The organism is Terriglobus aquaticus (assembly GCF_025685415.1).
In the GTDB taxonomy this organism is placed as follows: Bacteria; Acidobacteriota; Terriglobia; order Terriglobales; family Acidobacteriaceae; genus Terriglobus; species Terriglobus aquaticus.
Window position 1 is genome coordinate 878051 of the sequence record NZ_JAGSYB010000001.1, and the last position, 15274, is coordinate 893324.

Consider the following 15274-nt stretch of genomic DNA (forward strand, 5'->3'; position numbering starts at 1 on the left):
CGCCACTCTGACCTGGAGGACGTAGATGAGACGAATCTGTGCCCATGCTCCCGCAGTTGTTGTGCTCGCTGTGGCGGCAACGACGCTTGCCCAGAACGCAACCACATCGCTGCGCGGAGTTGTGCGCGATCCAAGCGGAGCTGTTGTCGCTGGAGCTACCGTTCAGTTGAGCAACCCGGCGAACGGGCAAACGTTCAGCACTACTTCCAAGTCAAGCGGCGATTATCAGATCCAGCAGATTCCGCCAGCCAAGTACGACATCACGGTGAGCTTCAGCGGCTTCGGCAGTCAGACTAAGCGTGCCGAGTTGCTGGTCAACCAGCCTGCCACCGTGGACTTTGAATTGGCGCCTCAGGGCACGGACGTTGTGGTCAACGTGAGCACTGCCGCGCAGACGTTGAATACAACGGATGCGTCGATCGGCAACTCGACGAGCAATGCGACCATTCAGGCGCTGCCAAGCGAGACGCGCAATATCCCCGATCTGCTTTCGTTGAATGCAGGCGTCTTCTTCGTGCCCATTCCGGCCGGCTCGGACCCAGCGTTGCAGGACAGCCGCAGTGGCGCGGTGAACGGCGGACGTTCCGACCAAAGCAACGTCACGCTGGATGGTGTGGACGACAACGACCAGATTCGAGGTCTCGCGTTTACCGGCGTGCTGCGCGCAACGCAGGACTCTACGGAGGAGTTTCGTGTCACGACGAGCAATGCGAATGCAGACGCGGGTCGCTCCTCGGGTGCGCAGGTCAGCCTGGTGACCAAGTCGGGCACGAACAGCTTTCACGGTGCGGTGTATGAGTACAACAGGCCGACGATCACGGTGGCGAACGACTTCTTCTTGAAGGCTTCGCAGCTTGCGTCCGGTCTGCCGAATCGTCCGCCCAAGCTGATCCGCAACATCTTCGGTGGAGACCTGGGCGGTCCCATCAAGAAGGACAAGCTCTTCTTCTTCGCCAATTACGAAGGTCAGCGCCAGGCGGAGAGCTCGATTCAGCAGCGTACTGTGCCTACGGCGTCATACCAGCAAGGCAATCTGAAGTACAAAGATGCAAATGGAAACGTGGTCACCCTGTCGCCCGCACAGGTGACTGCGCTCGATGCGGCGAACGGTTGCAACGTCTGTGGAACGGCTGCTTACAGCGCAGGTCCAGGGCCGAACCCGAACATCCTCACCCTGCTGAATCAGTATCCGGCGGCGAACGGCACACAGCTTGGTGACGGACTGAACACCGGCTCGTACACGTTCTCCTCCCCGCACCCGATCTCGCTGAACACGACGATCGTCAAGCTGGACTGGGTGCCTTCTGACCGTCAGCGGCTGTTTGCGCGCGGCAATCTGCAGAAGGACACTACCGGAGGCGTAGAGCAGTTTCCGGGACAGGGGCCATCGTTCCTGCTGGTGGACAACAGCAAAGGCATGACGTTTGGCGACACATGGACGATATCGCCCTCGCTGGTAAACGATGTGCGTTATGGGTATGTGCGCCAAGGGTATGGCAACAGTGGTGTCGGCACCGGGGATTATGTCAGCTTCCGGTTTATCGATCCGCCGACTGCACAGACACGCACGACTGTTGTCAGTGCGCCGGTGCACAACATCATCGACAACCTGAACTGGACACGAGGCAATCACAACTTTCAGTTCGGTGGCAACTGGCGACAGGTGCATCAGAACCGCCGGTCCGATGCAAACTCCTATTCGTACGCGTCGACCAATCCTTATTACCTGAGCGGCTCGCCGCCGGATCCGTCGCTGATCGGTCAGAACGGGGTGGATTCAGGCTTCACGAACTCATACGTGGTTGCCCTGGCGAACCTGTTGGGCACGATTCCCAGTGTGACGAATCTGTACAATTATCAGGTGTCCAGCGCCACCACGGGAACCCTGCTGGCGGATGGCACCCCAATCAGCCGGAACTTCAAAGCCAACGAGTTCGAGTACTACTTGCAGGACTCCTGGCGGGCCACCCCGAACCTGACATTCACGTTTGGTATCCGGCACACGATCCTGCAGACGCCATACGACGTGAACGGACAGCAGGTAGCGCCGACCATCGATACCCACGCATGGTTTGCGCAACGCGAGGCCGCGGCGCAAGTGGGCCAGATCTATGAGCCCGATCTGCAGTTCGCGCCCAACGGTCCGTACTACGGAAAGCCCGGATACTGGCCGAAGCAGAAGTTGAACATCGCACCGCGCTTCGCAGTGGTGTACGCGCCGAACGCGAAGACCTCGATTCGGGCCGGTGCCGGTCAGTACTTCGACCACTTCGGCGAAGGGCTGGTGAACACGTTCGATCAGAATGGATCGTTCGGGCTTTCTTCGACTCTGACGAATCAGCCCGGAACCTACAGCTACAGTTCGGCGCCGCGGTTTACGAGCCGTCGCTCGTTCCCGTTCAACAATGGTGCGCCGGCCGCGTCCGTGCAGTTTCCGTATACGGCACCTGAGGGCTTGTTCAACATCACGTGGGGGCTGGATAACCGTCTGAAGACGCCGTACACCGAAGCGTTCGACTTTTCCGTTCAGCGCGAGCTCCCGGGCGGGTTCACCCTGGAGACCGCATACGTTGGTCGGCTTGGCCGCCACCTGCTGCAGAGTCTCGACCTTGCCGAGCCGGTTGACTTCGTTGACCCGCAGGGTGGGGGAGACTACTTCAGCGCGGGCGCCCAACTGTCCAAGGTCGTGGATCAGAATGCGGGCGACAACAATGCGCAGGTGGCTGCGATCCCGTATTTTGAACACCTGTTCCCATACATGGCCGGATACGACTACCCCGGCGAAAGCGCGACGCAGGCGATCTACACAAATGAGTGGGCTCCATATCGCTCCAATCTTGGCGCGACGACCGCTCTAGCAGACATCGACTTCTATTGCGTCTATGGTTGCCCGGCGAACCATGTTCCGCGCTTCTGGCAGAACCAGTTCTCTTCGCTTTACGCTCTGTCGACGATCGGCATGAGCTATTACAACGCGGCCCAGTTCACTTTGCGCCACCCGATGGCTCACGGCCTGCAGATGGACCTGAGTTATACGTACTCCCGCTCGATCGATATGGGATCGGACACGGAGCGCACCTCGGAGTTCGCGAATAATGTTGCGTTCAATGCCAGCAGCATCATCAACAGCTGGAAGCCTTACCTGAACCGTTCCGTATCGGACTTCGACACAACGCACATCATTACCGTCAACTACGTGTACCAACTCCCGTTTGGGCGAGGGCGACACTTCTTGAACGGTGGCGGCGGCTTGATGAATGCTTTGCTTGGAGGTTGGCAGAACACGGGCATCCTGCGCAGCACGAGCGGTTTGCCGTTCTCGTTGTTTGAGCCGGGCTACACCACCAATTGGCAGCAACCCGGGTTTGGTGTGGTAGTGGACAAGAAGGGCGCGGCGATCAAGCGCCACTTCGATAGCAGTGGAAATCCGCAGTTCTTTGCGAATGTCGACGCGATCAATCCAGGCACCACTACGGGAGGCCCGGTTCGTCTGCCTTATGCAGGCGAAGCAGGGCAGCGCAACAACTTCAGAGGCGACGGATACTTTTCACTGGATAGCGGCCTGAACAAGTCCTGGACGATTGAGAAAGGAACCCTGCGGTTCGCGTGGGAGGTCTACAACGTGACGAACACATTCCGTTTCGATCCGCAGTCCATCACGTCGCAGCTCACCAACAATACGCTCGGTATCGCTACGGCGCAGTTGGGAACGCCTCGCCGCATGCAGTTCTCGCTTCGTTACGATTTCTGATTTTCTACACCGATGAGATCGCCGTGGTGCACGGTTGATCTCATCGGTATGGTTTTTGCCTTTGGGCAGCGCTGCATATCGATACCAAGGATTTCTATGAGACTCATCCGGACGCGAGCCTCGCTTGCTGCACTTGCGGCAGGCCTTCTTTTTGCGACGCCTTACCGGTCCTTAGCGCAGAGTGCGGCTGCCGGCCTGCCTCCAATCACGCTTGACGAGTACCTGAACACCACGGAGATTGTCGCGGCCGAGTTGTCGCCGGATGGCTCTGCCGCGGTGTTCGGCACGAACAGTCCCGATTGGTCGCACGACCGGTTCGAAAAGAGGCTTTGGTTGTGGCGTCGCGGTGCCAGGCCACTTATGCCTTTGACCAGCGCGGGCGATGATGGGCAGCCAGAGTGGTCGCCGGACGGCCAATACGTTGCATTCGTTTCCGACCGGCCGCTACCAGCGACGCAGAAGCCCGCCGGCGATGGCAATGATAAGGACAAGACCGGCCGCATTTGGATCTTGCCAGTTCATGGTGGCGAAGCCTTTCCGCTGTATCGTGAGCCGCTGCGCCTGCACGCTTTCTCGTGGGCGCCCAAAGGCAACGTTGTCGTCTTCTCCGTGATGGAACCTCTCTCGAAGAATGCTGACGAAGCCTACAAGAAGGAATGGAAAGACACCGTTGAGTGGCGCAATAAGGATCGCGGCGACACCCTGCTGGCCCTGGCTGTAGACGCCGCGGAGCATGTCAATCAGCAGACACCGATGGCGCATGAAGACCCCAAGGTCCCTGCGGATCAGCCAGCTTATCCGCAGGGATCCAAGGTCATCGCACATAGCACCCTCGGCATTGGCGACATCGCCGTCTCGCCGGCCGGAGACCAGGTTGCGTTCGAGACTGGCCCTGTCGCGGATCGGCTGGAAGATCCCGCGAACACGGAACTCTTCACGGTCGCATTCAGCGGTGGCACGCCGCACCAGGTGACGCATAACGAGGGTCTCGAAGGTCAGTTGGCATGGGATCCCGCAGGAAAGACGATCTATGTGCTGGTGCGTGCCGCGGGAGGTTCGATCGACGGGCCGTACCAGGATGTGCAGGGGCGCGTGTACGGGATCGATGCAGCTTCTGGCACTAGTCATAGGCTCGGCTCCAAATTTGACGGCTCATGGGAGAATCTGACGATCAGCCGGGATGGCCGGATCTTTGCGATTGGCCTGAAGGGCACAAACCGCCTCGTCTACCAACTACACGGAGACGAAGCCAAGCTCGTCGCACAGACTCCAGGCGCGTACGGGCGGTTGAGCATCGCGGATCATGGTGGCTCCATGCTGTTCACCCACTCGGCCATCGGTGAGCCGACTCAGGTGTACCTCGCCGCACAGCCTGGCAGTATGGACAAGCCGGAGGCGATCACGGCATTCAATCTCGTTTTTGCGCAACGAGCGAAGCCTGAATGGCAGCCGTTTACATGGAAGGGAGAAGACGGGACGCCTGTAGAAGGCGTGCTTATCTATCCGCCAGGCGTGAAGAACGCGAAGCGACTGCGCATGCTCACTCTGATCCATGGTGGGCCCGCGGATGCCGACGGCAACCGGTTTGGTGCCAACTGGTACGACTGGGCCGGTCTGGCAGCCGCCCAGGGCTGGCTGGTCTTTCGGCCCAACTATCGTGGGAGCACAGGATATGGGGACACGTTCCAACTTGGCATTCGGCCACACCTGGTAAGCGCGCCCGGCAAGGACATCCTGAGTGGCGTGGATGCGCTAGTGCAGCAGGGAATCGCAGACCCCGACCATCTGGCGATCGGCGGATATAGCTATGGCGGCTATATGACGAATTGGATCATTACGCAGACCACACGCTTCAAAGCTGCGGTGACCGGTGCCGGCGCAGTCGAACATGCTGCGAACTGGGGCTTCGACGATCTGACGTTTGATGATGCCTGGTATCTGTCAGGTTCGCCATGGGAAAAGCCGGAGTTGTATGAGAGTGAGGCCGCCCTGTTTCAGATGAACAAGGTGAAGACGCCAACGCACATGGTCGGCGGAGACGTGGACAACCGCGTCAGCTTTTTTGAGCAGATTGTCTTCGAGCGGGCACTTGCGCGGCTGAACGTGCCGCGCGCGCTGTTGCAGTTTCCGGGCGAGAATCACCCGTTAGGCAATAATCCCTGGCATGGGTACATCAAGGTCAGGGAAGAACTGAAGTGGCTCGACAAATACGCCAAGTAATCAAGGATGGAGATTCCGTTGATCCAGCAGCATCGTCCACACGTCGTAGCGGTCGGGCTGGCGCTGCTCGCCGTCCTTTCGATTGCGAAGCCGTTTCAGGCGCAAGCTGTTCAGCCCGGGACTCAACCGATAGTGGAGACCGTGGAATACATCAAGGCCGGTAAGCTGTTTGACAGTGTGGCTGGCCGCTACGTGGATGGTGCAGTGCTTGTGGTCGAAGGAGCGCGCATCCGAAGTGTGGAAGGGAAGGGTTTTCCGATTCCTGATGGTGCAAAGGTCATCGATTTGTCAGATGACTATGTGTTGCCAGGTCTGATCGATTGCCACACTCACCTGACCGCTCGCGCGGACAAGTACGACGAAATCAATGCGTTTCGCGAGACGCCGTTCATCGCCGCGATCAATGGCGTGGTGAATGCGAAGAAGACACTTGATGCTGGGTTCACCACGGTACGTGACGTGGGTTCCCCGCCGTTTGCCGCGGTCGATCTGCGAAACAACATCAACGAGGGGTACATCCCAGGACCTCGTATCGTCGCGTCGGGTCCGGCAATCTCGATTACTGGCGGGCATGGCGACCTGAATAACTTCTCGCCTGAAGTGCGACCCATGCTGTACCCCAACGATCGCGACTTCCAGATTGCGGACGGAGAGCAGCAGGTGCAACAAACCGTTCGAGCGCAGGTGAAATACAACGTCGACGTGATCAAGATTCTGGCAAGCGGGGGCGTGTTGAGCAAAGGGGATCAGCCCGGAGCGCCGCAGTACACATTGTCGGAATTGAAGATGGCGGCGGACACCGCGCACCAGGCTGGCCGCAAAATCGCGGCGCACGCCCATGGGGCGCTGAGCATCAAGTGGTCCATCCTTGCGGGTATCGACTCCATTGAGCACGCATCGCTGGCGGACGATGAAGACATTCGTCTCGCTAAAGAGCACGGTACGTATTTCGTGATGGACATCTACGATGACGACTACATTCTGCAGGAAGCACCCAAGTTTGGTTTGCCGAAAGAGCAGATCGAGAAGGAGAGGGGTGTCGGACAGAAGCAGCGGGAGACCTTTCGCCGGGCGTGGAAGGCTGGAGTAAAGATGGCGTTTGGCACGGATGAAGGTGTCTACCCGCACGGTGACAACGCGAAGCAGTTCCACTACATGGTGCAGTTCGGTATGACCCCGACTGAAGCTATTCAGGCTGCCACAGTGCATGCTGCTGATCTGATCGGGCGTTCGGACGATGTAGGTCAGCTGACCGCCGGTCACTACGCGGACCTAATCGCCTTGAAAGCTGATCCTCTACAGAAGATAGAGGTGTTGACGTCAGTCCCGTTTGTGATGAAGGGCGGAGCGGTGACGAAAGATACTCGCTAACCCTAGGGGATGCGCGGAGTTTGTCTGCGCATCACTTCTTACGCTGACAGCTTGGCAGTGTAGTGTGGAAACCATGCGCCTTCCTTTACTTGCCCTCGCCGCGCTCGGCCTGCACCTGGTTGTCCCTGCTTGCTCGCAAGCGCAAACGGTCAATGATTCGACCGTACGCCTACTGCAGCAACTTGCCGATGCCGCGGGGCCTCCCGGAGCGGAGGAGCCGGTACGAGCCATCATGGTGCCGCTCATGAAGCAGAGCAGCGACTCGTTGCGCTTTGACGGCCTTGGTTCTGTGATTGCGCAGCAGGGGACCAGCGGACCTCGCGTGATGGTCGACGCACATATGGACGAACTGGGCGGCATGGTGCGACGCGTCACTCCCAATGGTTTCCTCACTATGCAGATGCTTGGAGGGTGGCTGGACCAGGCGCTGCCTGACCAGCGATGGATCATTCTGGGCAGCAAGGGCCCGGTGCACGCGGTCACCGGTATCCGCGACATCCATGTGGTGCCGACTGATGAGCGTTCCCGCGTCTTCAGCCGCGACAGCCTGATGCTGGACGTGGGTGCGACGACCGCCGCCGAGGTCGCCGCGCTTGGCCTGGAGCCAGGTGACCCGGTCGTGCCCGACTCACCGTTCCTGGTGATGAATGGCGGCAACTACCTTGGTAAGGGTTGGGATGATCGGATTGGATGTGCCGCACTTCTGCTGGCTATGCAGCGCACCGCGCACGAGGCCCACGCGAACCAGATCTTCTATGTCGCAACCGTGCAGGAAGAGATCGGTTTGCGGGGCGCGCGTACGGCGGCGCAGGTGGTTAAGCCAGACATCGGCATCGCCCTGGAAGGCGGAATCGTCGGGGATACGCCCGGATCGCACCCTGAGGAAACGCAGGCAAAGCTAGGCGGCGGCCCAGGTATTTTCCTGTATGACTCCAGCGCTCTGGCCAACCGGAAGGTCGTTGCCTTTGTACGGCGCACAGCCGCAGCAAGCAAGATTCCCCTGCAACTCGATCTGGTCCAGGGCTACGGCGATGACTCTGCCGAGATGCAACTGTCCAATGGCGGTACGCCTACGGTGAACATTGTCGTTCCAGTTCGCTACACCCATTCGCACAACGGGATCGTGAATCGCAAGGACTTCGATGAGACGGTCGATCTGCTCGTGGCATTGCTAAAGTCGCTGGATGCATCTACTGTTCAGCAACTGCGTGACTTCACACCTTCGCCGTAGGCGGGAAAGCCAGACGAAGGCTTGATGCTTCCACGATCCGGATGGGGGCACGGCACTGATGGGCGCGATTCAGTCCATGTCTAGTCGTGGACATGTGTCGCCATCACGATTGGCGAATACTTCCTAAGCTAAGGGCGACGCCTTACTCTTTGGCGACGTCCGTCATGTTGTCGTCGGAGATGCGATCGATCAGCTTGTTGAAGGGATCGATGCCGGCTCGTGTGGGCTGCTGGTCGACGACGAACGAATAGGTGGCGTGTTCTGCAGTCATGCGTTCGCGGCGGACGCTCAGGGTTTTCTCTTCGTCCTTCTTGCCGGTGAACACGCCCACTTCGATGACATCGTTGAGCGCCATGGGCGACTCTACACCGTTGCCGTCCGCCTGCGTCTTGCGTGCCTGCACGTCCAGCGTGACGTCGTACTTGCCATCAGTGCGTTTCTTCCACTTCGCACTGAGCGCCTTGTTGTCATACAGGACGATGCGGTTGAAGCCGTCGTCGATGAGGTATTGCAGGTCAGGTGGAGTCTGCTCGCGCAGGGCCGCGACAAGCAAGCGTGTGTCCGGATACATCTGCGACGCCGCAGCAATGCCGGTGGTGTGACCGGCGGCATCCACCTGATTGTTTGCATTGGCGTACCGGTACTGCATCAGAAAGTTCTTGAGCGCCAGATTGATCTTGTCCTCGCCCACGTAGTCGGCCAGCGTGTACATGATCTGGCCGCCCTTCTCGTACCAGACATACGGCTCGCGCTGCACAAGAGCCAGCGGTGGCTCATGCCGAATCTCGCCCGCCCTGCCGCGCAGGTAGCGATCCAGAAAGTGCCGGAAAACTCGATGCATGTAGTCATCGCCATACTTGCGCCGCATGATCTGGTACGCGGTGTACTCAGCGTAGGTCTCCGACATCATGTTGGACCCTTGCACCATGCCGCCGATCAACTGGTGTCCCCACCATTGGTGACCGAGCTCGTGCGCAGTGACGAAATATGTGAGGTCCACGTCTGTTGGCTTTTCAACGCGGTTGATAAAGCCGATCGCTTCGGAGTAGGGAATCGTGTTTGGAAACGACTGCGCGAAGCCGCGATAACGGGGGAACTCAATCACGCGATACTGAGTGAACTGGTAGGGGCTGAAGAACTGCTGATCGTACGCGAGGCCCGCCTTGGAGGAGGCGATCATCGTATCCACGTCGTAGGGATGATGCTCGTCGTAGTAGACCTCGATGTTCACGGGCCCGTTCGGCCCTTGATACACGTCGCGTTTCACCTGGTAGCGGCCGCTGATGTAATTGAAGAAATCCTGAACGTGCGTGGACCCCATGCTGTATTCGAAGTAGCGCCGCCCATTCGCTTGCCACTCCCGTTGCAAATAGCCGGGCGACAGCGCGATCTGGTCCGGGCTGGTTGAGACGACGGTGTGGTACGTGATCCAGTCTGCCTGTTGTCCGGTGAAATGGTTCTGACGCCCGTAAACGGGATCGCCGCGCTCTGCCATCTCGTGCAGAGGGCCGAGCTTTTCTTCTCGACGGCGACGCGGGTCGGCCAGTTCGTTGCCATCCTGGTAGCCAATCGCCGGAAAAATGCCGTTGTCGAAAAATGTACCGTTGAAGGCGTACTGTGCCGGCTCGTTGCCATCGCGGAAGCCTCGCGTCACATGCCGCATATCTGCGGTCATGGTCACCACGTCACCGGGAGCGACTGGCGTGGCAAACCGGTAGATCGTGTACTGGTTCAGCGGCGCAGTCAACGTGGTCTGTGCCGGACGATCGAAGCGGACGTTCTGATCCACATCCCAGTCACCGGTGAGATGGATCTCCTGGATTGGCTGACCTGTTTTGTTCTGTAACGTGAATACGCCAACCGCGTGCACGGAGCGCTGGTACGGGTCGATGTCTACCCTGGTGTCGACTGCCGTGACCTTCAACTGCGGCACACCGCGATACTGGCGGAAGTTCGTCTCGTAGAGCGCCTGCTCATGCCGGCGCATCTTCGCGGTGGTGTAGCGGTTCAGCACGTGCGAGTTGTAGTAGAACCAACCGCCCGAGGCTATGGCCAACAGGGCAAACACTGCAAACGCGGGAGCAAGGCGCGCAGCGCGCATCCGCGCCAGGTGTGTGCGTGCCTTAAGTGAGATGTCAGAACCGCGGCGCGTATAGGCAATGGACACGACTCCGAGTGCGGCGAAGATACTGACCCAGTACAGGATTGCGGTTGCGAGCGCTGGTACAAAATGCCCGAAGCCATTCATATCGCTGAGCATGTACACGGGTGTTTGGCCGGGCAGCACCAGCGTGTTCTCTATGCCGAAGTTGTAAAGGATCGGCACGATTACAAAGATGCCAATCACGATGCCGTGCCCGATGAACTTGTTGGACACAATCGTCTGCACAAACATCGCAAGGATCGCAAAGCCGACCAGTTGCGGGAAGGTGACCAGATACAGTTCCTTGAAGTACATGGGAAAGTCGTACTGGTGAAAGCCGGCGATCGTCTGCATGAGCACGCCGCATAGCAGGGTGACGGTCAGCAGCACCAACTCCACCGCTGCGATGGCAGTCAGTTTGGCAAGCCAGTCCACAGTTTCGCTCATGGGCAGCGCGTCGTGGATACCGTCGAAGTGGTTGTCCCGCTCGCGCCAGACCAGCTCCGCGGCATACAGGGTAGCGACGATGTAAAAGAAGAGCTGGGCCGATCCTTCTACTGCATTCAGCATGAGGTAGGTAACCGGCCAGACGTTTTCACCACCGACTTGGCCGGCAAAGCGGCCGTTGTTGATGGCGAAGACGATTAGCAGACCAACGATGGCCCAGAACGGAATCTCGCGAAAGATCGTGCGCAACCGGAGCCGCGCCATGGATAGGAATTGTGCCCACGTCGTGCTGGTCCCGAAGACCTGGCGGACGCGAGGCAGTGCGGTTACCACGAGCGAGCGCACAGGCTTCTGCTCTTCGTGCTCGGCGGTACGCTGACGGGCCGCGCGCTTGCTTTGCGACTTCGCGGTGAGCGCCTCCGCGCTCATGGGGAACAGCTTCCATAAGAGAAGAAGCGCAAGAAGCCCGACCCCGGACCAGAGCAGACGGTTGTACACAAACACGCCGGGGGAGTAGCCGCTGTGCAGGTCCCAGGGCAGAAGCAGGGTGTTCTTTTCGGCCACTGTCCAATATCGGGCTACGTTGTCCAGGGTGATATTGCCGAGAGGATCGAGGATGCCGGACCAGAAGTGTTCCAATGAGCGCGTGGAACCGTACACCGTAACGCCGATGATCCAAGCCATGAAGACCGCGACGCCCTGCAGATAGACCACGAAGATCTTGCGGGTGAGCGCAGCAACGGTGAAGAAGAGCGAGCCGAGGAAGAAGATCTGGAGGACGATAAGGCTGAAGAACGGCTGAAGATACCACCAGAGGTGATTGGGGCCGATACGCGCATGGTCTGCCCACGGAGCGAACGTGCCCAGGAAGGTGCCGACCATCATGCCGCTAAACGCAAAGACGGTGGTGACGAAAGAGCCGAGCCAGCGACCGCCGAGATAGGCTCCCTTGCTCACGGGTTTGGTGAAGAGGATCTGCACCGTGTCGCGCTGGAAGTCGCGCAGAACGGATGTGCCAAAGATTGCGGCCATGATAATCGTGCCAAACATGCACGAACCGACGTCGTTCATGCTGATGGCATACGGTCCGTTCAGCAGCACTTTGCCGTTGCTGTTGCTTACGGGGCCGAAGCTCTCTGAAGCCACGCAAAGAAAGCTGAATGTCACCCACAGAAGGAAGTAGACATAGGTGGCGATGCTCTTGAAGCGAAGCTTCAGTTCAAAGGTGAAGAACTCCCAAAACTGTGTCATCACTCGATCCTTGCGGTCTGGCCGTCGGCGTAGGAAAACGAAATCGCGCTTTGCTTGGTGCTGCAGCAGGGCAGGACGTGGCGGTCAGGCTGCTGCGGGAATCCGGCGTCCGTGCTCGGAGAGGTTGAGGAAGTACACGTCCTCAAGATGGCTTGGCACTGGCTCGAATCCGCTGCCTGGTGACGCCGCGCTGAATACGCGGACTTCGTGCTGTCCGCTCACCAAGTGTGTGCTGATGACGTGCATCGTGGCTTCGAGTTCTTTCAACTCTGCGTCGCTCGGCACAATGCGGCTCCAGATCTGGCCTTCGAGCGCGCGCAGCGTCTCGCTGGGAGAACCCTCCAGTAGCACCTCACCTGCTGCGATGATTGCCATGCGCGGGCACAGCTCCCGGACGTCCTCGACAATGTGCGTCGAAAGGATGACCGTCACATCGCGACCGATGGATGCAAGCAGATTCAAGAAGCGGTTCCGCTCCGCAGGGTCCAGACCTGCGGTCGGTTCGTCCACGATGATGAGTCGCGGATTTGCGAGGAGCGCCTGCGCGATGCCAAAGCGCTGTTTCATGCCGCCGGAGTAGGTGCTGAGCGACTTTTTGCCCGCGTCCCAGAGATTGGTCTGGTGTAACAGAGCGTCGACCATCTCGCGCCGCTCGCCGGCTGCGGTGATTCCCTTGAGCACGGCCAGATGATGCAGCATGTCGAGGGCGCTCATGCGCGGATAAACACCGAACTCCTGCGGCAGGTAACCGAGGATGCGACGGACTTCATTCTTCTGCTTGACGACATCGATGCCGTCCAGCGTCACGGAACCAGAATCGGGATCCTGCAGCGTGGCGATGGTGCGCATAAGCGAACTCTTGCCCGCGCCGTTCGGCCCGAGCAGGCCGAACATGTTATTGCCGATCGAGAGCGTCAGGTTTTTCAGAGCTTTTACGCCGTTGCCATAGGTCTTCGACACTCCCACAATCTCGAGCGACATGCGCCTTCTCCGTTTCCAAATTTCTGTGTAACGGAACTCTAGCAGCGCATGGGCTGACCTTGACAGGTTTTTCTAAGTAGGATCGAGCCGATGTGAGAGGGCCGGACTAGCAAAGCCCCGAGATACTGATCCCTGGCGTCTCTATCTGTTGGGAAAGGCTTCTCTCGGTAAGCCTTGGATGGCCGGAGTCGTGAGCCTCAGCTCATCCACCTACAGACTCACAAAGCCTGGTGCCGGGCGGATCGATTCTTGTGAGTTGCTTTTCGTAGATGGTCTTGACCGTGTTGCCGAGACCCTGACCAAAGGCCTGAGCTGAGGCACCGACCTTTCCCCAAAGATGAATGTCATGCCGGGTACACGGCACGATGGCAGAGATTCCGGTGAAGCTCATACCTGCACTGGAGACCATTTCGAAGTAAGCAGTGGCGTCGCTACTGGTTGCCATCTCCGCCGCTTTACTGACGGTCATACTTCCTACGGGCGAAGCTTTGAAGGCAGCATATTGGTCTGGCGTTAGGGCCTTCTCTGCCAGGATGTTGGCGATCATGTCGACTTTTTCCGCGGCGCCCTGAATATCCGAAAAGGGGAGGATCTTACTGATTCCGAAGCTCAACTCGATGCGCGGGGCCGCGAAAGCGACCACCATACCCATGGGCGCCAGCGCCGAGATGTTTTGCCCTTCCAGGAACTTGATGTCTCCACTTATGTTGCCGTCGGAGTCGATGTTTCCTTTGCCGCCGGTGAAGCTGTTGTAGCCCTGGAAGCCAATGTGGAAAGCTCCGCGGCTGTACTCTTTGCCCCCGGACAGCGCGGGCTTGATGATCAATGCCGAGCTGATCTCCAGGTACAGCGGCAATCCATCGAGGTAGCGGTAGAGAGGAATCGAGATCGCTGCGGGCAGCTTGATGCGGTCATCGCCCGTGTGCGCACCGGGCGTGTCGGTGGCAACTTCCCACTTGAAGTTCATGCCGCCGTTCAGATTCTTGAGCCCTGATTGTATCTTCTCGAGCTTGCCCTGCTGTACGTCGATGTCACCCGAAAAGTCGAAGTTGGAGACCGATCCTTCTCCATTGATGGTCGCCAGCATCCCGCCGATGGATTTCTTCATGCTGAGCGTGATGTTGAGCTTTCCGTTCCCGGGCGAGGTGGCGAAGTCCGTGGTCCAACCCTCGATGACGAGGCCTTTCACGCCACTGAGTACATTCCCCATAGCGTCTTTGGTGCCCTGCGACTCGGCCTTGTTGAGTCCCTCACTGCCCATACTCTGCGCGTAAACGACCGGAGACAGCCGGTCCCAGAAGCGAGGACCGCCGGCGGACGCAGCCTCGGATGGCGCCGCAGAGCCGAAGCGGATCGGCGCTGCCACTTGGATATGGCCGTCCTGGATAGCGTCGGTGAGCTGAGCCTGCTGAGTGAGGATGAGAAGCTGGTTTCCCTCCTGCATCTCGGACGCAACCACTTTCTTCGCAAGAAGGCCCTTGATCACCAGGACGTCGCCAGGTTTAAGCGAGGCGATCTTCGGGTCTGAAGCATCCAGCAGGAAGGCTGCTCCGTTGGTGCTGATTCCACGAATCTTCTTTGTGCCTGAGTCTTGATCGAGTACGTGGGTTGTGGGTTTGTAGGTCACGCTTGCTGAGCCCGAACCCTTCGAGAGCATCGGGCCATTGGTTGCAGTCGACTTGGCTTCGAGGTGTCCGGAATGGCAGCCGCCCACCAAGGCGGCAACGAGAAGCCAACCGGCTAAGAGAACGAGTGACCTCGCCACGCGGTGGCCTTTCTGAGGCGTGTGACCGCAAGGAGGTTTTGTTCGTAACGCTTTCGAGAGTCTTGTCTTCAACTACCGTGCCTCCGTCGATTTGGGCCGCTTCCAACTCGGATC

Annotated in this window: 7 protein-coding genes; 4 read left to right on the top strand and 3 right to left on the bottom strand. The window is 58.9% G+C overall.

Translation table 11 applies throughout. The features are described from left to right. The first annotated feature begins 25 nt into the window (after positions 1-25). From OHL12_RS03825 to OHL12_RS03840, 4 genes are all read left to right on the top strand, one after another. A complete protein-coding gene (locus OHL12_RS03825; protein WP_263412506.1) occupies positions 26-3751 on the top strand; it encodes a TonB-dependent receptor in 3726 nt (1241 codons plus the stop codon). 96 nt (positions 3752-3847) lie between these two features. After that, entirely contained in the window at positions 3848-5971 is a 2124-nt protein-coding gene (locus OHL12_RS03830; protein ID WP_263412507.1) for a S9 family peptidase, read from the top strand. Positions 5972-5977: 6 nt separating this feature from the next. Further along, positions 5978-7342: a Xaa-Pro dipeptidase gene (locus tag OHL12_RS03835; RefSeq protein ID WP_263412508.1), complete on the top strand. Its 1365-nt coding sequence runs from the start codon at positions 5978-5980 to the stop codon at positions 7340-7342. Positions 7343-7415: 73 nt separating this feature from the next. After that, on the top strand, positions 7416-8573 hold the full coding sequence (locus tag OHL12_RS03840) for a M42 family metallopeptidase (protein WP_263412509.1): 1158 nt from the start codon (positions 7416-7418) through the stop codon (positions 8571-8573). A 142-nt stretch (positions 8574-8715) separates the two neighbouring features. On the opposite strand, the gene OHL12_RS03845 is transcribed toward OHL12_RS03840, so the two are convergent. The 3 genes from OHL12_RS03845 to OHL12_RS03855 form a co-directional block, all read right to left on the bottom strand. Beyond that, positions 8716-12414 carry a M1 family aminopeptidase gene (locus OHL12_RS03845; protein WP_263412510.1) on the bottom strand — a complete coding sequence of 1233 codons (3699 nt, stop codon included), beginning with the start codon at positions 12412-12414 and terminating at the stop codon, positions 8716-8718. Between the two features lie 84 nt (positions 12415-12498). Then, complete coding sequence (locus tag OHL12_RS03850; protein ID WP_263412511.1) at positions 12499-13395, bottom strand: ABC transporter ATP-binding protein; 897 nt, start codon at positions 13393-13395, stop codon at positions 12499-12501. A 202-nt stretch (positions 13396-13597) separates the two neighbouring features. Continuing rightward, positions 13598-15112 (bottom strand): hypothetical protein, encoded by a 1515-nt coding sequence (locus tag OHL12_RS03855; protein ID WP_263412512.1) that lies wholly within the window; start codon positions 15110-15112, stop codon positions 13598-13600. Positions 15113-15274: the final 162 nt, after the last annotated feature.